General features: G+C 26.7%; 23 protein-coding genes. 7 read left to right on the forward strand and 16 right to left on the reverse strand.

Translation table 4 applies throughout. From position 1 onward, the window contains the following. Positions 1–14 precede the first annotated feature (14 nt). The 4 genes from rsgA to gmk are packed head-to-tail and all read right to left on the reverse strand — an operon-like array spanning position 15 to position 3,442. A complete protein-coding gene (rsgA, locus tag NMG68_RS03235; RefSeq protein ID WP_255034533.1) occupies positions 15–839 on the reverse strand; it encodes a ribosome small subunit-dependent GTPase A in 825 nt (274 codons plus the stop codon). Further along, the gene (locus NMG68_RS03240; protein ID WP_255034534.1) at positions 839–2,086 is read right to left on the reverse strand and encodes a serine/threonine protein kinase; all 1,248 of its coding nucleotides are present in this window, start codon (positions 2,084–2,086) and stop codon (positions 839–841) included. The genes rsgA and NMG68_RS03240 overlap by 1 nt, the downstream gene beginning before the upstream one ends. After that, entirely contained in the window at positions 2,079–2,873 is a 795-nt protein-coding gene (locus NMG68_RS03245) for a PP2C family serine/threonine-protein phosphatase (protein ID WP_255034535.1), read from the reverse strand. The genes NMG68_RS03240 and NMG68_RS03245 overlap by 8 nt, the downstream gene beginning before the upstream one ends. After that, positions 2,873–3,442, reverse strand: coding sequence for a guanylate kinase (gene gmk, locus NMG68_RS03250; RefSeq protein ID WP_255034536.1), 570 nt, complete (start codon positions 3,440–3,442; stop codon positions 2,873–2,875). The genes NMG68_RS03245 and gmk overlap by 1 nt, the downstream gene beginning before the upstream one ends. Positions 3,443–3,547: 105 nt before the next feature. On the opposite strand from gmk, the gene def reads away from it, so the two are divergent. Next, positions 3,548–4,138, forward strand: a complete 591-nt coding sequence (gene def / locus NMG68_RS03255) for a peptide deformylase (RefSeq protein ID WP_255034537.1) — start codon at positions 3,548–3,550, stop codon at positions 4,136–4,138. Positions 4,139–4,203: 65 nt separating this feature from the next. Here the strand turns inward: def and NMG68_RS03260 are convergent, their stop codons facing one another. Next, the gene (locus tag NMG68_RS03260) at positions 4,204–5,796 is read right to left on the reverse strand and encodes an MFS transporter (RefSeq protein WP_255034538.1); all 1,593 of its coding nucleotides are present in this window, start codon (positions 5,794–5,796) and stop codon (positions 4,204–4,206) included. Positions 5,797–6,090: 294 nt separating this feature from the next. Between NMG68_RS03260 and mnmG the strand changes: the two genes are divergently transcribed. Genes mnmG through NMG68_RS03275 form a run of 3 tightly spaced genes read left to right on the forward strand, consistent with a single transcriptional unit; the run spans position 6,091 to position 9,362 of the window. Beyond that, entirely contained in the window at positions 6,091–7,926 is a 1,836-nt protein-coding gene (mnmG, locus tag NMG68_RS03265) for a tRNA uridine-5-carboxymethylaminomethyl(34) synthesis enzyme MnmG (RefSeq protein WP_255034539.1), read from the forward strand. Next, positions 7,919–8,647 carry a 16S rRNA (guanine(527)-N(7))-methyltransferase RsmG gene (gene rsmG, locus NMG68_RS03270; protein ID WP_255034540.1) on the forward strand — a complete coding sequence of 243 codons (729 nt, stop codon included), beginning with the start codon at positions 7,919–7,921 and terminating at the stop codon, positions 8,645–8,647. The genes mnmG and rsmG overlap by 8 nt, the downstream gene beginning before the upstream one ends. Further along, positions 8,634–9,362, forward strand: coding sequence for a ParA family protein (locus tag NMG68_RS03275; protein ID WP_255034541.1), 729 nt, complete (start codon positions 8,634–8,636; stop codon positions 9,360–9,362). Before rsmG ends, NMG68_RS03275 begins: the two co-directional genes overlap by 14 nt. Before the next feature lie 41 nt (positions 9,363–9,403). Here the strand turns inward: NMG68_RS03275 and NMG68_RS03280 are convergent, their stop codons facing one another. The 5 genes from NMG68_RS03280 to NMG68_RS03300 form a co-directional block, all read right to left on the reverse strand. Then, the gene (locus tag NMG68_RS03280; protein WP_255034542.1) at positions 9,404–10,009 is read right to left on the reverse strand and encodes a hypothetical protein; all 606 of its coding nucleotides are present in this window, start codon (positions 10,007–10,009) and stop codon (positions 9,404–9,406) included. A 14-nt stretch (positions 10,010–10,023) separates the two neighbouring features. Next, a complete protein-coding gene (gene nusG / locus NMG68_RS03285) occupies positions 10,024–10,827 on the reverse strand; it encodes a transcription termination/antitermination protein NusG (protein ID WP_255034543.1) in 804 nt (267 codons plus the stop codon). A gap of 53 nt (positions 10,828–10,880) precedes the next feature. Beyond that, complete coding sequence (secE, locus tag NMG68_RS03290; protein ID WP_255034544.1) at positions 10,881–11,255, reverse strand: preprotein translocase subunit SecE; 375 nt, start codon at positions 11,253–11,255, stop codon at positions 10,881–10,883. A 12-nt stretch (positions 11,256–11,267) separates the two neighbouring features. Beyond that, a complete protein-coding gene (gene rpmG / locus NMG68_RS03295) occupies positions 11,268–11,414 on the reverse strand; it encodes a 50S ribosomal protein L33 (RefSeq protein WP_222926288.1) in 147 nt (48 codons plus the stop codon). A gap of 121 nt (positions 11,415–11,535) precedes the next feature. After that, on the reverse strand, positions 11,536–12,612 hold the full coding sequence (locus NMG68_RS03300; protein ID WP_255034545.1) for a hypothetical protein: 1,077 nt from the start codon (positions 12,610–12,612) through the stop codon (positions 11,536–11,538). 232 nt (positions 12,613–12,844) lie between these two features. On the opposite strand from NMG68_RS03300, the gene NMG68_RS03305 reads away from it, so the two are divergent. The 3 genes from NMG68_RS03305 to NMG68_RS03315 are packed head-to-tail and all read left to right on the forward strand — an operon-like array spanning position 12,845 to position 16,141. Then, positions 12,845–13,918 carry a hypothetical protein gene (locus tag NMG68_RS03305; RefSeq protein WP_255034546.1) on the forward strand — a complete coding sequence of 358 codons (1,074 nt, stop codon included), beginning with the start codon at positions 12,845–12,847 and terminating at the stop codon, positions 13,916–13,918. Next, positions 13,908–15,065 carry a hypothetical protein gene (locus NMG68_RS03310; RefSeq protein WP_255034547.1) on the forward strand — a complete coding sequence of 386 codons (1,158 nt, stop codon included), beginning with the start codon at positions 13,908–13,910 and terminating at the stop codon, positions 15,063–15,065. Before NMG68_RS03305 ends, NMG68_RS03310 begins: the two co-directional genes overlap by 11 nt. A 29-nt stretch (positions 15,066–15,094) precedes the next feature. Then, positions 15,095–16,141, forward strand: a complete 1,047-nt coding sequence (locus NMG68_RS03315; protein ID WP_255034548.1) for a hypothetical protein — start codon at positions 15,095–15,097, stop codon at positions 16,139–16,141. A gap of 163 nt (positions 16,142–16,304) precedes the next feature. On the opposite strand, the gene NMG68_RS03320 is transcribed toward NMG68_RS03315, so the two are convergent. The 6 genes from NMG68_RS03320 to NMG68_RS03345 form a co-directional block, all read right to left on the reverse strand. Continuing rightward, the gene (locus NMG68_RS03320; protein ID WP_255034549.1) at positions 16,305–17,036 is read right to left on the reverse strand and encodes a hypothetical protein; all 732 of its coding nucleotides are present in this window, start codon (positions 17,034–17,036) and stop codon (positions 16,305–16,307) included. A gap of 12 nt (positions 17,037–17,048) precedes the next feature. Next, positions 17,049–17,792, reverse strand: coding sequence for a hypothetical protein (locus NMG68_RS03325; protein ID WP_255034550.1), 744 nt, complete (start codon positions 17,790–17,792; stop codon positions 17,049–17,051). Positions 17,793–17,940: 148 nt separating this feature from the next. Further along, on the reverse strand, positions 17,941–18,729 hold the full coding sequence (locus NMG68_RS03330; RefSeq protein WP_255034551.1) for a hypothetical protein: 789 nt from the start codon (positions 18,727–18,729) through the stop codon (positions 17,941–17,943). A 3-nt stretch (positions 18,730–18,732) separates the two neighbouring features. Continuing rightward, a complete protein-coding gene (locus NMG68_RS03335) occupies positions 18,733–19,482 on the reverse strand; it encodes a hypothetical protein (protein WP_255034552.1) in 750 nt (249 codons plus the stop codon). Between the two features lie 678 nt (positions 19,483–20,160). Further along, entirely contained in the window at positions 20,161–20,919 is a 759-nt protein-coding gene (locus NMG68_RS03340; RefSeq protein ID WP_255034553.1) for a hypothetical protein, read from the reverse strand. Further along, the gene (locus NMG68_RS03345) at positions 20,919–21,656 is read right to left on the reverse strand and encodes a hypothetical protein (RefSeq protein WP_255034554.1); all 738 of its coding nucleotides are present in this window, start codon (positions 21,654–21,656) and stop codon (positions 20,919–20,921) included. Before NMG68_RS03345 ends, NMG68_RS03340 begins: the two co-directional genes overlap by 1 nt. Between the last annotated feature and the right edge of the window lie 73 nt (positions 21,657–21,729).

Genomic DNA, 21,729 nt, shown 5'->3' on the forward strand with positions numbered 1-21,729 from the left:
TTTATTGCTTAATTTTAAAATATCGACTGAAGCAAACTTAAATATATTTTATAGATTAATGAATTAATCTGTTTTTTTACACAACAATCAATACTTGTTTCTAAATGCATACAGTCCCTAAATTTGCATTGGGTTTGGTATTTCCTGAATTCTAACAAACCATAACTTAATTCCTGTTTAGTAATTTCAAGATTAAAAATAGAAAAACCAGGGGAGTCTGCAATATATCCATTTAAGAATTTATAAAGCTTTGTTGATGTTGTAGTGTTCTTACCTCTTTTAAGTTTGTTAGATACTTCTTGAGTTCAGATATTAAGAGTGTTATCTAACCTTTTAATTAAAGTTGATTTACCAACTCCACTATGACCACAAAACAATGATATTTTGTCAGATATCATTGTTTTTAAATTTAAGAAATCATCGTTATTATTTAATCTAAAAACTTGATAGCCTGTTTGGATCAAAGCTTGATATATTTCTTCAAAATCATCACTGTTATCAATTAAATCTAATTTTGAAAAAGCGATTAACGGCTTGAACTCAAGCTTTGATTCAAAATAAACTAAAAACTTAAAAAGTTGTTTTAAGTTTAGTAATGGATCTTTAACTGAAAAAACCAAGATAACATAATCAAGGTTAGCTACCTTAGGACGAACCAAATAATTTTTACGTTCAACTAACTTAATGATCTCATTACGTTCATTAAGTTCTAATAAATCGTTAGCCACCAATTTAATCTTTTGGTATTTTCATTTACCTGGTGCATGAAGTTTTTTTATCTCATTATTAACTTCACAAAATAGATCGTTGGCATTAATTTCTAAAATTCTAGCAATCATTATTTTGGTGGTGATGAGAAATTAAAGATAATCAAACCTAAGGTTAAAAGTACAATTAAGATAACAAGACCTGTAATTAATCAAAATGATCAATACTTAAAAATAATAGGTTCTGAATCAACAGTTATTTCAGTTGGTTTGAATAACTCGTCTTTTTGCAAAACCCTTTTTTCGTAAGGTTTTATTAACGCTTGTTCTTTATCGACATTATCCAAATCTTTAAGAATATCTTCGCAACTACTATAACGATATTTACGATCTTCTTTTTTAGATGCCATACATCTAAAAACAATGTTCTCTACGGAGTTAGGAACATCAAAACCCATAGTCTTCATTAAAGGGACATCGTATTGGTTAGGTAATTTAATAACATCTTGCCCTTTTTTATTTTGTTTATTAAATGGCTTTTGACCAGTTATCATTTCAAACAAAATAACACCAAATGAATAAAAATCATACTGAACAGTAGGACGTGTTCTTCGCAACAATGGACCATTGGTTTTAGGATTAATTAATGGTTTATTGTTTTCGTCACGAACTATCTCTTTATCCAAAACATCTGGACACATATAATCTTCGGTTCCAAATAATGCTTGCTCATTAGTAAGAATTTTTAAAGCAGCATCTGTAGTAATTGAAGAAGCGATACCAAAATCGATTATCTTCAGTTCTCTGAAATCTTTAGATAACATCAAGTTCTCAGGTTTTAAGTCTCTGTGAATAATTTGATGTGAATAGTTATGTAATTTTTGAATTCCTTCAACCATTCTTCTAAAGTAATACAAAGCTTCCTTAACAGATAAACTTCCTTTAGTTGAGATATGTTTACGTAAAGTAACACCTTGAACGTATTCCATTACGATAACAACGATATCTTTAATTTTTACTATATGATTATTTCTTTCAAAGATTAATTCGTTATCTGAAATATCATACGTAGTAATTAAATTGGGATGACTAATTCTAGAAGAAGTAATTAATTCTTGACGTAATTTAGTTCATTTATCTTCACTATCAGCTGGATTTTTTTTAACAATCTTAACAACTACCAAACTCTTTTTGGCACCGTTAATCTTATCAGTTTCTGCCATTATGTTTTTAGCAACATAAATGACTGAGTTCATACCTCCTTCTGTTAGTTGTTTGACAATTACATATTGACTAAATAACTTATCATTCGGAATTAGATAAACATTTGATTTTTTTTCGGTTTGTCTGTTAATGTTTGGCTTGTTATTATTAGCCATTTATAACCTCAGTTAATTTAACTACAACAACACTTAAATTGTCATTAGACATAGCGCTCATACCGTTTTCAAGAAGGTTATCAGCTACTTTTTGCATATCATCAGTAATACTTAATAGATCATGAAATTTCTCAGGCATTACAAAGTTATAAAATCCGTCAGATGATAGTAATAGATATTCATCGTCATTATGAATAACATCAAAAGAAGTATCAAAATCAAGTTTAGCAGTATCTTTAGATACGATATTAGTTAAAGCTAATAATTCTTTTTCATTAGCTTTAAAAGTTACAGCAGATGCATTAATCTTTTTAAGATAATTATACAAGTTGTGGTCGTTCGTAATTTGACTAACTTTTTTGTCTTTACCAATTAAATAAGCGCGAGAGTCACCGACCCAGAAAGTATAGATTTTATTATTAGCAATGATCGATAAAACAATGGTAGTAGCCATTTGTTTTAGCGATGCATTTTCATGTTCTTTTTTAAACTTTTCATCGTTAGCTACGATATAGTTATAAATCTGTTGTTTACATTTAAGTAAAACATTTTTAAACCAACTTTCCATCTTTTCATCACTTAGATTATTAAAGTTGGTTGATAAAAAAATATCACGGATTAAGTCGCGAGTAATACTACTAGCAATCGCCCCACCTTTATATCCTCCTAGACCATCGCAAACTAAAGCAATTATATTGTGATACTGATTAGTACCAACAAATACTGCGTCTTGGTTTTCTTCACGAACTGTACCTACATGAGTTGAACTTGCGTATATCTTTTTCATTATCTATTACTTTCTTGGATTAATTTCTTGATTTTTTCAATTGTTTGCTCTAAATTGTCATTAACAATAATATGATCATAATATTTTTGGTGAGCATATTCTTTAACAGATTGTTCTAAACGATATTTAATCGTTTCATCACTTTCTGTTCCACGCTTTTTTAAACGATTAATTAATTCTTCTTCAGATGGTGGTGTTATAAAAATACTTAATGTTCTAAACCCTTTTTTTAATACTTGCATCACACCTTGATATTCGATTTCAAGAATTAAATTTTCGTTTTTATCAATAATCTCTTTAACAATCGAAAGTGGTGTACCATAGTAATTGTTAACATAATGAGCATATTCTAATAACTCATTATTGTCAATCATAGATTGAAACTCTTCTTTTGTTTTAAAAAAATAATGTGTTCCTTCTATTTCAGTTTCTCTTTTTTTTCTTGTAGTGGCTGAAATAGATAAGTTTAGTTTTAATTCGTTATCTAATAAAAGTTTATTAACTATCGTACCTTTACCAACTCCACTTGGTCCTGAAATTAAGATAATTAAACCTTGTTTATTACTCATACTTTGAACTAATTTATTGATATAAGCAGTATTGTTTCGGATAAATTTACTTTCTTATATACTTTTTAATATTTTAATATTTATATTTATTAGAACACTATTAAAATGAAAAGTAAACTAAAACCGACTAGTGATTGATTAGTTACAGACCAGAATCCAAAGATGCGTGAAGTATGTAGTCCTGTGACTTTTCCGATAAGCGAAGAAGTTCAAGAAGCTATCGATAAAATGATCTCATATGTTGATGAAAGTTTTTATGATCGCGCAGAACAATACGATATAAGACCTGGTATTGGAATAGCTGCTAACCAAATTGGTTTAAATAAAAGAATGTTTTACATTCATTTTACAGATTTTTGTAACAAAGAACATAAATACTTTTTAATGAACCCTGAGTGAATTGAAAAAAGCGTTAATAAAGCTTATATAGGTTCTGGTGAGGGTTGTTTATCTGTTCCTACAGATAAAGATGGATATGTTATTCGTTGCGAAAAAGTTAAGCTAAAAGGCTTTGACTACTTAACCCAAAAAGAAGTGGTAATAAAAGCGCATGGATTATTATCAATGTGTTTGCAACATGAAATGGATCACCTTGAAGGTAAATTCTATTATGATTCTATTAACACTATGAAACCTTTCTTTAAAAAAGAAGAATGAGTTTGTGTTGAACAAGAAGATTGTGCGGAATGTAAATAACTAGTTTAAGGGAATATAAAAAGGATTAGCAATTCGCTAATCCTTTTTATTTGTTTTGTTATCTATTATTTAAAGATATCACCTTTGTAGAAGTTGAATGACATGAATGGTCATTTATCAGTAAATGGAACTCATTCACCATTAACAATACGTCCTGATTTAGGTAATATTGAAGCCATAGCTACAAAGCTCATTGATAATATTATGAACAATATAACAGCTGTAAGACCAGCAGGGTCAATTTGTTCAGCAGTGTAAGTAACACCAGCTAATGAAGGACCTTGTGTAATAACTGATAATACGATGTCAGATAATGTATATAATACATAACCTACACCTCAGATAAGTCCGAATTGTGTACCAACTTTAGAAGGTGAAGCACCTTTGAATTCATGAGGAATCATTAAGATTGTTGATTGAATACCTCATAAGAAGATACCTGAACAGAATGAAGTAATGATTTGTCCAGCTGCTAATCCAGGGTTTTTGTTACCGCCTAAGTAACCAAATAAGAATGAAGCAATAATGAATATCATACCTAAGCTGAAAGTAGTCATTAAGTATCTTCTTCTTTCATATCTAGTTTTATTAAATGGACTTAATAAGAATACCCCACCTATTAGACCTAGAACGAATGCGATCTTAGTCGAACTTGTCGCTCAAGGTAATACTTTTTCGGTTGAAAGTTTATTGAAAGTAGATGAAGCTACTATGCCTGAATATGTTCCAGATAAGAATCATACTACAGCCACTAATCATGCACCAAACATTACGAATAATTTGATAATGTTTTTATCTTTTAAACATGATTTGATAGTGACATCAGATTCCATTTTAGTATGCTTCTCATTTGGTAAAACAGTTTCTTTACCAAAGATAAAGTAAAGTATTCAAGTAGCAACAATAATTAGAATGAATGCAGCACAAATAATATATCAATTTTTAGTTGCTTCTAATTTAATTTGTGTACTGAAAGCAAACAATAAGAATGGGAACGCGACACCCATATTGAACCCAAATGGGTTAATCATACTAAGCGTAGTTTTCTTTTGAATTGTAGAAAGCTTAGCAATAACTGGTTGAGTATAACTAATTAAAGCTGTACCACCCACGGCTAATAAAGTTCTAAAGATGATGAATAAACTGTATCCTAATGCAGTTAATTTAGTAAGACTTCCGCCTTGACCTATAACATCATTTGTTTTTTCATAGAACATTTTACTTTCAGATAAAACTAAGGCATTGTTTCCATCGAAAGGATAAGCCACAACAATGAACGGGAATGATAATGCCATAATTCCGATCATAGTTAAAACAGTTTTTCTATGACCTAATTTACCAATAAATCAACCAGCAAGGAATGAACCAACACCACGGAATAGTGTAATTGATCAGTTAGTTGCTGCTGTTGCTATTGCCCCAGGATTTTTAAAAAAGAATGATTGAGATCAACCTGCTCAAGTATTTTTCACATCACCGTTAGGGTTATATGAGAAATTACCTGCTAATTGATCGATTAAGAATCAGTTTACTACAAATAGGAAATAAGCAAATAGGATTATTGCTCAAGTCACTATCAGCTCACGATCCGTAAGTTTTTTTATATTCTCAAGTTTCTGCTCACGCGTTAAACCTGATGAAGATAGTTTAAATTTCATATTAAATTTCTTTTTATTTATTAGCTTATCTTAATCAAATTGACAAAAACCTAATTAAGTTGATAAAAGCACTCAAAAACTGTGCTTAATTACTAAACACGAATAATTAAACACAATTAAAAACACCATTTATTCAAAGCTCGCTTAATATTTAGTTCGATTTATAACTTAAAAAAATATTAAACTTCGTATATTATTTTATTAAATCTTTATAATAAATTGTTAATTTTCTTTTGAAATTAATCTATTTTTTAAGATAAGATTATTATTAATTTAATCAAAATCTAATGACATATGCATAAATTTGTTGTAGTTGGAGCAGGTCATGCTGGTTTAGAAGCTGCTTTTATTCTTTCAAAATTGAACAATAAAGTTTACTTATGCGTTTTAGATAAAAACTATGTAGGAAACTGTCCTTGTAATCCTTCTGTTGGTGGACCAGCAAAAGGAATTGTTACAAGAGAAATAGATGCATTAGGCGGAATGCAAGCTAAAGCTGCTGATAATACAGCCTTACAAAGAAAAATCTTAAACTCATCTAAAGGACCTGGCGTTCAATGTTTAAGATTTCAAATCGATAAGGTTCAATATAAAAAATGATTTTTAAAACAAATTGAAGATAATGAAAATATTGAACTTGTTGAAGGTGAAGTAACAAGCATTTTAACTGATAAAAATACCGCTAAAGGTGTTATAGTAAATGGTGATAAAAAAATACAAGCAGATGCAGTAATAATTACAACAGGTACGTATCTGAAATCATTAACATTTCACGGTAAAAATGTAAATAATGAGGGTCCAGAAGGTTTTAAAAATTCCACTAATTTATCTGATTGGTTAAAAGAAGTTGGATTCGAATTAATTAGATTAAAAACAGGCACTCCTCCTCGTATTAAAAAAGATTCAATTAATTATTCAGATCTACAAATTGAACCAGGTAATGGAATCGATTTATATTTTTCGCATTGATCAAAAGAGAGATTTATAAATTACGAGTTACCTTGTTATTTAATTCATACAAATGAAAAAATTCATAAATTAATTAACGATAACCTTCAATTATCAGCTATGTATTCAGGTAATATAACAGGTGTTGGTCCTAGATATTGCCCAAGCATTGAAGATAAGATTGTAAGATTTTCAGATAAATCTAGACATCAAGTCTTTATCGAACCAGAATCTCTTGAACTAGATACAGTTTATTTAAGCGGATTTTCAAGTTCATTAGATATATCGATACAAGATAAAATAATTCATCTTTTACCAGGGCTAGAGAAAGCAGAAGTTGTGAAATATGGTTATGCAATTGAATATGACGCAATTAACCCTATTCAACTATATCCTTCATTAGAATCAAAATTAATAAAAAACCTCTTTTTTGCCGGACAAATTAATGGAACTAGTGGTTATGAAGAAGCGGCTGCGCAAGGTTTAATAGCAGGTATAAATGCTAACCAAAAAATCAATAATAAAGAGTTATTAGTTTTATCTAGAGATGAAGCATATATTGGCGTTATGATCGATGATATCGTAACCAAAGGAGTTACTGATCCTTATAGATTATTAACTTCAAGAGCTGAATACAGATTATTATTACGAAATGATAATGCATTAGAACGATTAATTCATAAGGGTTATGAGATAGGCACTATAACTAAAGAACAATTAGATTCATATAACGAAAATTTAAGAAAAAAGAATGAATTAATTGAATTCTTAAAAGATAAAAAAATTGGTATGTATTCACAATTAAGAGCATTTACAAACAATACTAATTTTTCACTTTATGATTTCTTAAAACGTCCTGAAATTAAATTAGTTAATTTATTAGAAACTATTAAGTTTGATTACTCTAATTTCGATGAAGAGTTATTAAAAAATATCGAAATTACCGTAAAATATGAAGGTTATATAAATAAAGAAATAAGAATTGTTAACTCTTTAAAAAATTTAGAAAACATCAAAATACCAGAAGATATCGTATATAGAAATGTTCAAAATTTATCGATCGAAGCTATTGATAAATTAAATAAAATTAGACCATTTAATTTAGCTCAAGCTAAAAGAATTAGTGGTATTAATTTGGCTGATATTATTTCGTTAAAAACTCACTTAGAACAAAATGCTTAAGACGCTTAAAACTTCTTTAAACAATTTAAATATTTCTTTATCAGATAAACAATTAACTGATATAAGTTTCTTTTTGGAAGAAATTTATAAAAATAACAAATTATTTAATTTAACCGGTTATAAAACTAAAGAACTTATTGTTGAAATGTTAGGGGTTAAAAGTGTTCTGATAGCTAATTCATTAGTTAACCATTTTTTCAATAATGAACTAAAAGTTATTGATATAGGAACAGGTGCAGGAATTCCTGGATTGATAATTAAAATAATCTATCCTAATCTAGACGTTTATTTGTTGGATTCAAACGCTAAAAAAGTTAATTTTATTAAAGAGACGATAAATAAGCTTAATTTGAGTAATATTGTTGCTCTAAATTCAAGAGTAGAAGATAATGAATTTTTAAATAAATATAAACAAAGTTTTGATTTTGTTTTTTCTCAAGCTGTTTCAAATATAGCTGTTTTAAACGAACTTTCAACACAACTTTTAAAGATTAATGGGAAGGTTATTCACTTTAAATCAAAAGGGTATCAAAATGAAATTAATTTTGCTAGCAATCATTTAATTGATTTAGGTTTAGAGTTAAATATTTGTGATTCATATGAATTTAATAATTATTTTTTAGTTAATGTTTTTTATAATAAAAAAACAGAAGCTTCAAATAAATACCCAAGGGAATGAAGCAAAATTAAAAAAGAATTAATTGAAGATGCAAGACACTAAGTTTATAACAGTAACATCGACAATAAAAAATTCAGCCAAAACGTCGACTGCTATAGGTTTGGTTATTTCATTAGTTACCGAAGGTTATAAGGTTCTATATTTAGGATTTGATAACAAACTTAATTTTTTACCAAATGAAGAGGAAGATCAAGTTTTAGCTAAGGATTATATCCTAGAAAAAGTTACACTTAATCGCGCTATGAGACATTTTTATTCTTTCTATCCTTTTGATATGTTTGATATCAATTCTGATCTCGTTAAATGACTTAAGGATATAACAGAAAAACAACAAGCAAAAATTATAAGCAAACTTTTTAAGGATATCAAGCATGAAAGATATCATTATGTTGTAATAGATTTGAACTATAAGGATAAACCTATTCATAACGCGATTATTAAGATGAGCGATCATTGTTTTTTTACAATTAATGTTGATCGTTACGAAGATGGTATAACCCAACAAGAAATAAATGCTTTCTTATCATTAGTTCCTAAAAAAGAACACATTAAATTATTAATAACTCAATTTAAACGCTTTATGGTGGATCATCATAAGTTTATTGAGAACCTTAAATATATTTATGGTGATTTTGTATTCAATCACCAAATTGATTCTTCTAGAGCTATGCGTAATCGCATAGACCACGCCTATAATTACACAAGAGTTGATAAACTTTGCAAACCAATTAAAAAATACATTCTAGAATCAAAATAAAAGCAGATCGTAATTATACGATCTGCTTTTCTCATTATGAGTTAAGAAGGTTGTTCAACACTAACTATAGCTTTATCATCTTTGTGTTTATCTTTATTTTTTGACTTTTTATGCTTTTTCTTGATTGATTTACTTGTTTCTTTCACCCCATCACCAAGATTAATTTCATCTTTTTTATTAACGAGAGCCGATTGCAATTCAACTCATAAATCACTTGCTTTTTTAAGAATCTTACCGTAAGCAATAAAACTTAAGAAGGGAACAAAACGACCTATTGACATTACCTTATTTAATTTAGATAAATTCATTTTGTAATGTTCTTCCAATTCTTTATTTTTGTTAATCGCAAAATTGGTTCATAGCACCTTGATCAAGAAAAAGATGATATTTAAAAAAGCAAATAAAACACTTACTGAAATTAAAGATATTTTAGTTTTACTTAAAGTTTCTTGGTTAAGTTGAGTGTTTGATTTAAGAAAAGCAATTTGAGCATCAGCATATTGTCCTTTAGTAAAAATTATTAAAAAGATTAAACTGATGTTTAGAATAATTCAAATCAAGCTATATATTAATAAACTATTAATTCTTAATCTTAAAAACTTTACTTTTCTCTCAACTATATCAAATTTTGTATCATTAATTCCCATAATAGTTCATTATATTAATTTGATAATTTAAGTTGTTTTCGGTTTAGTTTAACGTTTACTAATTTACCTAAAATTTGAACATCAACAATAAACTCATCTTGATCAATAATTCTAGAAATCTGACCACTAAGACCAGAATAATCACCTGAGTTGATATCAACAGTGTGACCAACTTTAAATTCAATTTTGTTGTTGAATTCTTCTTTTTCGCTATCCAAATCACCATAAATAGATTCTGTGTTGGTAGTTTTCTTATTGATAACTGTTTTGTTTTCTTCTGAATCTAATACTAATTCCCCGCGTTCATTGAATAGTAATCGATCCATTTCAATTACAGCATTAGGAGTAATTACAATACGACAATCCGGATTAGATGATTCACCATTAAGTAATTCTAATTCTTCTAAAGATGAAATTGGAATTGGTTTAGCACCTTTACCTGATGAACCTACGATCCCTGTGATGTTAACTGTATTTCTTACAGCGAATCATGCAGCTTCATTCATTTCCATTTTGATGTAAATATAACCAGGATATTTGTTTGTATCAGTAATTTTGTATTTTTTGAATACTCCATTATCAACTGTTACTCATTTAACATAAGTGCTATTACGCATTGTTGCCGGAATATTATGTGTTGGGTTGTTACTATCAAAAATAGTTTCTTCAACACTTCTAAACTTAATTACTTTACAATCAAGAATTTGATCTTCAAAATGCAATGCTCTAACTTTTGCTTTAAGCGTTTTAATTACTGAATCTTCGTTACCGTTAGTTGTAGTCGCAATATATCATTGCGCAGTTGATTTCTTACTCATAATTTTTATATCTTTTCTCTTTAACTAAATATCTTTAAATAATTAATTATTTCTTATTTCAAAATTCCCACCGAATAGAATATTTGGTCAATCCCAAATAATAAACCTGTTAATAAAGCTACAACAACAATTACTATCAAGAAGTTCGTAACCAACATCTTAGGAGTGCATCAAGAAATTCTTCGAGATTCTTTTTCCATCCCGAATCATCAACGTTTTAGACGATAAGAAAAAGCAACTTTGTTAGCTTTTTCTCTACGTCTTTGTTCTTGATATTCCTCTTCTTCTTTTTGTTCTTTAAGCTTCTTTTCTTCTAAAGCTTGTTCTTTAATCTTTTGTTGTTCTTTTTTAATGTTATCGTCTTGATAACTTTCAAGAATAACCTTAGGCGATTTTCTTAGGTTAATGTTTTTGTTTTTATTATCCATAATAATTATTTATTAGTGTGATTCTTTATGAACGGTTTTTTGATTGCAAGTAGAACAATATTTATTAAGAACTAGTCTTGTGGTTTCGAGCTTAGATCTTGTAGTTGTGTAATTACGATTCAAGCATTGCTCGCAAATCAAAATAATTTTTTTACGCATTATGGTGAGATATTAAAAAAATGCTTTTTTATATCCAAAAGCACTTATCTTTATTATATATCATTAAATTATATTATTTGGGTTATTGTTTTTTATAAACATGAACATAATATAAGTTGAATTATAAATTTACTTGGTTGTTTGTTGATTTAAAAATATCTAGATATTGATTGTGTTTTTTCTTGTTGATAAATATTGAAGCCGTTAAATCAATAAGATATGTAATAGGAAGAAATATAAAAGGTAGTAATGATAAGATTGTCAATGATTCTTTTGATAAACTTAGCATTTTAGCGATAGCAACATGGTAAGGGGTGTTGTCACCAATAGGCATCGTTCAATATTTTGCATAAAAATCATTTAATAAATCTTGTAAAGCTGTAGCAAAAAGCGTTAAAGAAAATAAACCAAAAACCCATAAAAAAGCGTATAGTAATCTAATGAATATTCAATAGAATACCAATAAAAAACTTATTTTAGGTTTGTTATTAGTTTGCAACAATTGATTAGCAGAGAAAACAATTGCATAAAGCAATAATGCAGATCTTTTTATAAAAAAGTTAATGTATAAATTTGATGTAGGAGCTGATAAACTAGAACCATTAAAAATGTGATTAAAATCACGTTGAGCAGATCTTTTGTTTCTTGTTTCTCAGAAAGTGTAAAAACCTCTCCCTAAAAGGCAAAAATCAACATCATTAAAGAACATATAAACTTGACGATTTAGTTTAGATTCTAAGGTCTTATAAAAATATTGTTTATGAATGTTGATTTGATCTATCGTCATTGGCGTTTTATCAACACAATGTTTAATTGCTAATCTGTACGATAAGAATTTCAATAAATATGAAAAAGTAATTGAAGTTAATAAAAGGTATATGTAAGGAATAGCTGAAAAAAATAAGTTATAGGTTATTTTATCTTGATTGGTTATATCAGGATCAAACTCTGTTTTAATTATTAAGTATAAGCAAAATGCAATCATGATAAAAAAACCAAATACCATGATAAACATAAGAAAAGAAAGTTTTTGCATTTTCTCTCTTATCGTCTTGTTATTTAATGTTCCAGATCATGCTAAAGTTATATTTTGAACAATAAAAAAATTGATAAAAGGTGCAAGCATTAACAATACAGGAATTTTTAGTTTTCTATATTGTTCAACGTATCAAGAATCGTATTTGTTATCGTTATTCATTTTTATTAATCTGACTTATATCTATTAAAAAAATTGAAGATTTTTGTATCTTTTTTTCAATGGAATATAGATATATATTAAAAATATATATTTATTTTAAAACAAGAAATAAGCAAATAACTATTATTTTTTTAAAAAATATTGAATTTTTCGGAATACATTAATATAATGATACTAACTTGAAAAAGTTAGTATTTATTTTTAAGAAAAACTATTTATAAGGAGATTATTAATGAAAAAAAATAAATGATTTATACTACCTGTTTTTGCTTTAGGATTTTCAACTATAGTTTTACCGCTTTCGAAATCTAGCAACCTTTTTGTTTCAAATGAAGATGTAAAGAAATCGAATGAAAACATTAAATACGATTTTTCTGTTGTAAAGAATTATTTAAATTCATCAAACAAAAACATTAATAAAAAATCCCTTCTTGAAACAATGGATTCAATGGATTTAAATTTTGGTAGCCCTACATTAATCAATCACAGTTCAATACAAGTTAACGACCAACCTAAAACTAATTATGTGTCAAAGGAAGCTTTTTCTTCTAAAGCTAAAGAGTATGCAATTTTAATAGCAGAAAATAAATTTGATTACAATGATTTACTTGAATTAGCTAGAAAAAGAGGTTTGAGCGCAAAAGAATATAGTAGTTTAGTAAATAAACAAATTGAAAATATTAAAAACAACGATAACAAACCTATTAATGCAAACTTAAAATTGGCAAGTTATTCCAACAATTATTATTACAACCGTATTTCTAAAGAAAAAATGAATGAATATGTAAATTCAATAAAAAGAAGTGCGGAAGTTCAAACAATTATAGCTACTTCTGCCGTAGCTGTTGCAGCTGCATACTGAATATTTTTTGCTACATGGCCTAGCGCTGTAGCAGCAACTACACAAGCCGCTGTTTGTATAGCTAATACCGCTATTACTTGAAGTCAATATGCTGCAGTAAATTCCTTGAGTAACACTGACGATTTGCGAACGCTCTATAACGTAAATTTAGGATCTTCTGTTTTTCAACAATCATCACTTATAACATCTGGTTTTAGTACATATTCATTAACTAAAAATATAGTTAATTCCATTAAAAATCTAAAGGAAATGGTTTCCATATTCAAAAATGCTCAAAAAATCAGTTTAACTATTAAAGGTGTTGTAACAGCCACATCTTGAGCCGCACCCACTGGATTAATTTTTTTAACAGTATGCGATATTATTGTTTCAGCAGTGGATACTATTTATGGTTGATATTCTTCGGTAGAATCATTAAATTACTTACTAAAAAATGTCTATTAAATTACATCCCGCTCAAAGACAATACGATTATTGACATTTGGTTAAGTATAAGAATTTAAAGATTAATCCATTCTTTATGCTTTGCCCTTTTGCTAATGTTTTTGTATATAAAAATATAACAACAGCTTGAAGCAGGACGTTTTATAGTGACAATATTAGAAAAAGTTTTAATAGGTATATTTGATGCGTTTTATTATTACCTATTCTCTTTCACATAATATTGTTCATATCATTATTAATACCTTTTTCATTCAACCTTAAGAATCTTGAAAAAGATACTTTCATATATTTAGATATTGCTTTTTCATTTAACTATTTACTAACCCATATTTTTACGGTAATTCTTGCTTATACTTTTAAAAACATTGCTTATAAAAAGTTAATAAAATATTGTCTAGATAAAGATGATCTACCTCAAGCAATGCTTGGTGTATATGCTAAAACTTTTTTATTAAATATAACCTATGGAGTAAGTTATGAATTTAGAAATTTCTTTCAAGCATATGACTATACTCAAGGTAATTTAAATGATTCTGACCTATCTAATAAAGAATATATTGAAAGAGGTGAAACATTAGAAGAATTTTTTGATAAAGGTCCTCTTTGCTTAAGAAAGCCACATTGATTAAAATCAGTACATAATAATCCTTATATACGTTATTTAGAAACTACTGGTTTTTATAATTTTGGAACCAGTGCAAGAAGATTTGCTTTTCCAATCTTCTTTACAAGAATACATAAAGCAAATTTTTATAACAGCACATACGCATATTTAGGTTTTGTTAAATCAGCTGAATCTTTATTAGGCATAAAGATTCTAAACAAAATAAGCTTGCTATATTATCTATATTGATCACTAACAGCTCTTGGGATATTAGCATCATTAGTTTGATTACATTTTTCTATTCTTGCTTTAACATATGGACATGTTAAAGCAGATAGCGGATATGCCGAATTATTCTTAGAAGGATTACTTAATTTGAACTATCTAAATTTATTGATTTTTATTCCTGTGTTTGGAGTGGTAGCACCAGTCTTAATAAGAATAATTAACATGGTTTTTGGTAAATTTATGATTAAAAAGATTAAGCAGAAAATTATTCAAGAACATAATGTGGAATACCAAAGAATTCTTGAAAACATTTAGATTGTTGGTAGGTAAAAATGAATATTAAGATGGATATTAAAAGAACAGGTAATGACCTGTGATATTTAGATAAATTCAAGGAATGTAAGATTCCTTGATTTTTCTATCTGATACCTATTATTAATTTATGGATTATCGTTCATATATCTAGAGCATGGTCTAGTGTTTTTAAATCTGCTGATATAAGATATCATTTTAGAAGCTTACCTGGTCATGTTACTGTTGCTTCAACACTTTTTTATTTTATGGTGATACCTTTTTTATCTTTATTTACATTGGTAGTAGAAAGAGGTAAAACTTTTAATTTACCTTATCCATTTAATACTTTTGTTGTTTTTGTAATTGCTTATTTATTGTTATCTTTATTTAACTTTTTGTATATTTGAAAAATTAAGGAAACAATTCTAGATAGATCATATAAAGATTGTTTGGATAAGAATCCAGAAATACCATTAAATATTGAAGAGTTAAGAGCGATATTTTTATATAATGCTTCTGTTAATTTAGCTAGAGAAAATTATCAATTTTTAAGAGACCCATTCGTATTTTATGTAACCAACAATACGTCAATATTAGCCGAAGAAAACTTAAATTCTATCGTTCTTAATCATTTTTCTTTTGTAAGTTTTGTTCTTGGTTTTTTCTTTCCTAAAAATCCAATTTTATGAGTTAGTAGCGCAACTTATTTTGGGTTTATAAAAACTATGGAAAGATTGCTAGATTTTAAGATTATAAAAAGAATCAATCCATTGATATATCTTTATTGAATTATCAATGCAATTCTCTTTGTTTTTGTTAATGGATTGGTTGTATCTAACTTATTTAGTTTTGTTTATGGGAATGTTATATTCTTAACTGATATAAGAAATGATTTGCTTGTCTTTGATAATATGAATCATCTAAATGATCCATTATGCGCAGCTTCATTCACAATTATCCCTTTGGTTTATTGATCAGTGGTAATAACAATATCTTATTTTATTAATAAGAAGACTAGATTAGCAATAATGAAAGATTTCGGTGTTAATAAACCAACATTCGGGATAACAACACCTTACTGTTCAGATTTTAATTAGCTTTTATCAATTCAAGAAAAAAACAATTTAATTATTAAGCAAAAAAATAGCAGCACTTTTAGTGCTGCATTTGTTTTCTTTGGATTGTTCAAATAAATTCTTTAACTTTATCTAATTAAGATTTTTTAAAAAATTATCCGAAGCATTAGTTATTTATTAACAACTATAAGGGATTAACAATTGGATTGAATCTAATTTCAACTATATTTTGTTTTTTATTATTTTTGATTAAGTTAACAATTAATGAAGCAAACGGAAGAACTCCTAATATTCTTGTTTTTCTAGAAAAAACACTTGCTTTTACATAACTTAATAAACAAGCAAAAATAATTAAGGATAAGAATATTGTTCCATTTATTAAATAACTTTCATTTGTTAAATATGTATTTCGATAACTAAAGAAAGTTTTAATAGGATCCGCGTTTTCTATCATAGTTCTTTTTAAATCTGGTCTGTACCATGTAGGCACAACAGGAGGATTATCTTTAAATATTAAAGTTACTAGAAAAAAGAAACCAAGGGTTCCTATAAGAATTTTGTAGATATCTATGAATCCTAATATTAAGGCTTGAGATCATTTATTGTTTTTTATTTTCGTTGGAAAATGATATGGATTTTTATCTAATAAAAACACAAAAAAGCTAACTAGACCAAATAATAATCCTAATGACATCAATGATGCGCTAATTATTGAATCTCAGTCATTGATATTAAAATATTGAGTATAATAATTCTCATTTATTCGAGAAATTTTAAATTTTGTTAAATTATCAGTTAACATCTTAGTTACAACTAAAATAATAAAAGCTAAGACAGACACCAGATAGAAGATTGATAAGCTTAATATTTTTTTAGAAACTCTAAAAGAAAAAGCTGTTTGTTCTTTTTTTAACATTTTTAATACCTACTATATATTGTTTAAATTTTCACTATAAACTATTTGCGTTTTTACAGAGTTTGAAGGCTCTTTTAAATGATTAAATAATCCAGTAAATGGAATAAGTGTAAGATATCGTTTATTGAAAAGACCTGTCTTTACATAAGCTAAAAATATCGATAAATAAAGAATTAAATACACAAAGGTTCATCAAGCTAATGAAGCTTGATTGAAATGATATGATGCTAAGCTAGCGAATTGAATAATTGATATTTTTAAAGCCGCTATTGAATTATTATTACTTGCATTTAATGCGTATATATCATCAAAATCAACAATTTTTCCTTGGCTTGTACCGAAAAATTCCTTATACGATACAAACAATTTATTGTTTTCACCAATCGGAAAGAAAACAAAAATAAGTAACAATATTGTTCCGATTCAAATTAGTAATTGAAGTAGTTCAATTAGTAACAGATAAAACATTTGTTTTTTCTTATTATTTTTAATGTTTTCATTAAATTCGTATCTTTCTTTACTCTTAATTAAAAAACCAGCAGATACCACTGAAAATATAAAAAAGAAAACAACAGGTAATATTAAAGAAATTAAAGCCTTTTCTTTATCTAGACCAATATAAACATTTTCATATTTAAAGGATTGCAGCATTAAAGAAAATAAAGTAGCGCCTACAATAAAACCTGTTGCTATGAATGTTAAGAATATAGCTAAATTTGTTTTGCTAATTGTTATAGTTTTAAATTTAGTGTTCATGATTAGAAGCGTAATTATTATTTATAGTTTGAATAGTATAGCGACTCATTTTTAGAACTTTTAATATTATCTATCAAGAGTTGAATTTTCATTCTTTAAACGCTATTAATTGATATAGAACTATACTTTCAATCTTGATTTCTTATTATTAAGAGTTAATTATCTCGTTGTTAATATAAGATATTTTTATAAATCCGTTTATATTCTTAGAATCTTTTTCTTTGTTAGTTCCTGTTTCTAATCCTTTTTTAATATATCTATTAACAAAGAATAATGAAGCAAATGGAATGAAAGCTAAGAATCTAAGTTGTCAAGGGAATACACCAGATTTAAAGTAAGATAGAGAACAACCTAAATACAATAAAAATAAGAAACAATTTATGTAAATCAAGAAGTCTGAAAGAGTGTGGTTATAACTTGTTATATCAAATGCTTGCGTTATTAATCCAGCCTGTAAAGCGTTAGAGGAATGATTTTCAAATATAATTGTATCTTTATGAATACCACGAAGCAGTTCAGAAAACATAAAGAATAAGATAGTTGCATATAAAATTGTAGAGATCTCGATGCTTACTAATGTTAATGTTAGATTACGCTTAGAGTTTTGAATCCTTTTGTTAAAAACAAAAGGATTTTTATTAGCCATTATAGCTATTAATAAACTAAAACTTAAAAAGCTTACCAAACATATTGCTGAAATAACCATATATAACGAAATTGAACTTTCACTGCTTTGCAAGTTATCTGCACTAAAATCAATTGAATAAGCTCCATCAGTTTTTTCAGATAGTTTTATAGCTCTACCTTGACTATAGTTTAATATTTGAACTGCTCAATAAATTGTGTATATTAAACAACATGCATAAAAGAATAACGAAAAGAATAATATTTCTTTCGGGATTTTTAATTTGAAAATTGTTTTTTTAGAACCCAACATATTTTAGTACCATTTGTAACTTTCGCTTTTTTCATTAATAGATTTAAGGTTGATTTCGCTTGATTCATTCATATAAATTATGAATCCAATAAACGGAATTAAAGCTAATCATTTAAGTTTCTTCTTAAATAAAGATAACTTAAAGTAAGTTAGGAATAATGATAAATACAACACTAAATAAACAATGTTTCAAGCTATCATTGAATCACGGTTATAGAAATACGAGAATAAAACAGAATATCTAATAAGCGATGTTTTTAAATCCCGGAATAAATTGTAGTTAACAGCAATAACTGAACCTAAACCATTAGATAATTTATCTCTATTTCAATCTGTATTATTTTTTAAATCCGAATAAATTGATTCATATCCTTGATCAACAGGATAAAAGTAAGTAATTAAAATTAAAAGAATTAAGGTCCAAACAAGCATTTGAGCTGTTTCAATTAAACCTAAATAAATACTTAACTTTTTAGTATTCTTCTTGGTTTCTTCACTAAATTCATATTGTTCATTACCGAACATTAAAATCGATAGTGAAACAACACTAAAAATAACAAGGAAGAATAAGGGTAAGAATAAAGAAATTTGTCAATTTTCTTTCGATAAAAACACGTATGTGTTTCATTCGTTACCAGTAGATTTAAGCATTAAAACAAAGATGCCAATGCTTGAAAACAACATTGTTGCTATGTATAGCAAGAATATAATAAACTGGTTTCTAGTAACATTTATTATTTTTAAATTTTTCATTTACTTTAAATTGGTTGTCTTGTTTTTTAAGAATCTAAATTAGATAGGTTTGTTTAATAATCGATATTTTAAAGGTATAAAAATCACCTTTAATTAATATTGTTTTTCATTAAATTTACCGTTAAGTATCGAAATTATTTAAAAGCGCTATTTAGCATTTTTACCATTAGAAACTTTCTTATAGTTATTATTTTTTTATTATCAACCCTACCTAACTTTAAAACTTATAAATAAAAGAATTATAGGCATAAACAAATTCATTATGTTCTATAACTTGATTTTTTAAAAAACCAATATATAATTCTTTAGTTGATTCAAAAGATAAGATAAAAATAATATCTAAGAATCATTCCAAATTTTATCGAAAAATAAGGTTAAAAACCAAAAATTAGTAGATAAAAAAATAAACCAATAAAAATGGTTTTTCAGAACGGTTGATAATACCAATTATTTAAATATCGAAAAATAACAAATAATCTATTTTAATTATTATACAAAAAAACTGAATTTAAATAATTGTTTTTTTAAATCTGCCTAATTTGCTTAGAATTTTCTATTAATATTTAGTTTATTTGTACATATCTAATTTTATTTTTATCGCTATTTTATTAACTAAAATTAACAAAAAAGCAATAAAAAAAGCATCTTTTAAGATGCTTAATTTTTGAAAATATAATTTTATATTCTTACTAGCTTGGTAAATGTTTTTAAATTTTCAACTATATTCTTTTCTTCGCTATTTCTTCTTGCATTGTTTATAAAAAAGAATATTAATGACATAAAGGGAACAATAAATAATATTCTAGTTTTTCTTGAAAAAACACTACACTTAACATAACTTAATAGTAATGATGCAGATAAACTTAAAATCATAATTGTGGTCATTATTAAGTTACTTTGATAACTTAAACTAACCTCAGGGTTGTTAAAAAAGTTTAAAAAACTATTAGATGATGTTTCATATCATCCACTTGGATAAGAACCATGATTTACTGCGATATTATTTCTAATAGGCGATTTAAAAACTATAAAGAAATATCATAAGAACACAATAATCAAGATTTCAGATATTTCACTTAAAAGTAAAATTCCAGGAACTGCGTATTTCTTATTCTTAATTTTGTTCGAAAAAACAAATGGATTTTTATCAAAGATAAATACCAGAGAACTCACAATTACCATCAATGGTAATAAAACAATTTCAAGAACAAAAGGAACAGCTAAATGACCTTTGTAACCTACTAGATTTGATTTTGTGTCTATTGATAAATAAGTGTTATCACCATCTCTTTCATATATTAATATATTGTCTGTAACTATTTTGTAAATATAATAGCCAACAAATACCAAAATACAAACTAAGTAAAAGGATAACAATCAAATAATCTTGCTTGATATTTTAAGATTAAAATATTTTTGATTTGTTTTTGTCATCATTAAATACCATTGTTCATTAATTGTTCAGTTCTTATTACTTGAATTGAACTAGGTGTTTTTAGGTTATTAATTAATCCTGCAAACGGAATTAATGCTAAGAATCTTTTCTTATTATCAAAGAATCCCAACTTAACATAAGCTAAGAATAATGATAGATAAAATATTATGTAGATAAAGTTTCATCCAATTAATGAATCTCTATTGAATTGATAAGAAAAACTGCTAGCGTATTTAATCAATCCTTCTTTTAGACTAGCTAAAAGATCACCATTATTTACATAAACATCATAAAAACCTGTGATTTTTTGATTATCATCAGTAAACCTTTGATTAAAAGATAAAAACAAATCATCAGTTTGGTTTATCGGATAGAATATAAGAATCAATAAACTAATAAATGCGATTCATACTATTAATTGAAGTGATTCAATTAATAATAAATAAGAATTCATTTTCTTCTTGTTATTCTTAATGGTTTGTTTAAACTCATAAGTATCATTACCAGATATTAGTAATCAAACAGATGATATGCTAAACAAAGCTAAGAAAACAATTGGTAAAACTAAAGATATTAATACATTAGTTTTATCAAGGCTAGTATATTCTAGTTGTCTATTAGTTACTGATTGAATCATCAAAGCAATAATGCTAATACTAACTATTATTAAGGTTGATAAATATAGACCAAGAATTAGCAATTGCCTTTTACTAATTCTTATAGTTTTAAAGTTGTTCATTGATAGAAACCCTTAAAATTCATTTTCTAAATTATACAAAAAGCACAACGAGATAAGAAATTTTCTTTATCAT

The sequence above is a fragment of the Mycoplasma bradburyae genome (assembly GCF_024338845.1).
Classification (GTDB): Bacteria; Bacillota_I; Bacilli_A; order Mycoplasmatales; family Mycoplasmoidaceae; genus Mycoplasmoides; species Mycoplasmoides bradburyae.